Origin of the sequence: Streptomyces atriruber (genome assembly GCF_001418325.1) — a bacterium.
In the GTDB taxonomy this organism is placed as follows: Bacteria; Actinomycetota; Actinomycetes; order Streptomycetales; family Streptomycetaceae; genus Streptomyces; species Streptomyces atriruber.
In genome coordinates this window covers 1-1417 of sequence record NZ_LIPN01000389.1, presented here as the reverse complement: position 1 = coordinate 1417, position 1417 = coordinate 1, and the positions used below count along the sequence as shown (strand labels likewise).

The following is a 1417-nucleotide window of genomic DNA, read 5'->3' as shown; positions in this document are numbered from 1 at the left end:
GTGCGCAGGGCGAGCTCGACGTGCCGGTCGTGGGACTTGGCGACGAGGGTGATGACGGGGGCGCCGGACGCCAGGAGGGCGTTGACCTGCGGGTCGTCGGCGGCCTTGGCGCCCGCGCGGCGGGTGGCGCCGAAGGCGACGAGCTGGGCGTGCCGGAAGGTGATCTCTTCCTGGGCGCGCGCGAAGAACTCGGTGTCGCGCGGGTTGGCGCCGGGCCAGCCGCCCTCGATGAAGCCCACGCCGAAGTCGTCCAGGTGCCGGGCGATGGTCAGCTTGTCCGCGACGGTGAGGTTGATGCCCTCGCGCTGCGCGCCGTCCCGCAGCGTCGTGTCGAAGACGTGGAAGGAATCGTCGGGTGTGCGGGTTTCCGTCATGCTGATCTGGCTCCTGTGTCGGATCTCGGTCTACCGGAATGACCGGCTCCACCACCCCCAATGATCCCTCGCGCTCCGTGTCCGGCTGCAGTTGGGCCGGGAAACGAAAAAACCCCTCGCGGGTGCGAGAGGTCTGCGCGCGGGTCGAGGCGACGGTGTCCGCCCGTACGTGATGGATACGAGGCGGTCACTGCGGACCGGCGCGCCTGCTGCCAATAATCATGGCGAACGAGAGCACGGAGGCAGCTTGCCACGCTTTGCCCGCGCACGGGGCCGCTGTCTCACGATGCGGGCGGCGCGTGGTCACGCCGCCCGCGTCGTGGCGGGCGTCAGCGCAGGTGGCGTACGAAGACGTCGTTGCCGTCGTTGGTGTCGCCCGGCAGCAGCCCGGCGTCACCGGACGAGAAGGCGATCCGGCGGGCGTCCGCGGAGATGCCGCCCGGGGCGACCGTGGCCGTGGCCGCGCCTCCCGAGGTGTCGGGGGTGACGAGCGTGGTCGCGCCCTTCTTCAGGTCCCGCAGGTAGACGGGCCACTCCTTGCCGTACTGGCTGCCCGGCTCGGTCAGCTCGGACATGTAGGTGAGGTGGCGGCCGTCGCGGCTGATCGCGGGCGAGCGGGTGTAGGCCTCGCCGGGGCCGCCCTGGGTGCCGTGGATGCGCTGGTTGCGGCCGGAGGCCACGTCGTGCACGAACACGTTCCAGGCGGTGTCGTTGTCGTCGGGCACCAGGTGCGTGTCCCGGGACTCGAAGACGACGGTGCCGCCGTCGCCACTGATCGACGCGTTCAGGGACTCCTTCTCCGTCTTGGAGCCGTCGTACGAGCGGTCGACCTGGGACAGCTTGCCGGTCCTGCGGTCGCGCAGCCACAGGTCGCTCCAGTCGTCGCCGCGCGGTCCGTTGACGAAGGAGTTGGCATAGACGACGTACCGGCCGTTGTCGCTGACGGTCGGCGAGTGGGCGTCGCGCTCGCCGTCGCCGCCCGTGTACGGGTGGCTGACCTTCTCGGTGGTGCCGGCCTTCCGGTCGCGCAGGAAGACCGCGGT

The 1417-nt window shown here is 70.9% G+C and carries 1 protein-coding gene and 1 pseudogene; both read right to left on the bottom strand.

Annotation, left to right across the window (positions count from 1 at the left end):
- Positions 1 to 374: pseudogene (locus tag AOK03_RS33270) on the bottom strand (citramalate synthase); the annotation flags it as partial.
- Positions 375 to 703: 329 nt separating this feature from the next.
- Positions 704 to 1417, bottom strand: a 714-nt coding sequence (locus tag AOK03_RS33265; RefSeq protein ID WP_425264434.1) for a TolB family protein, incomplete at its 5' end; no start/stop codon positions are given.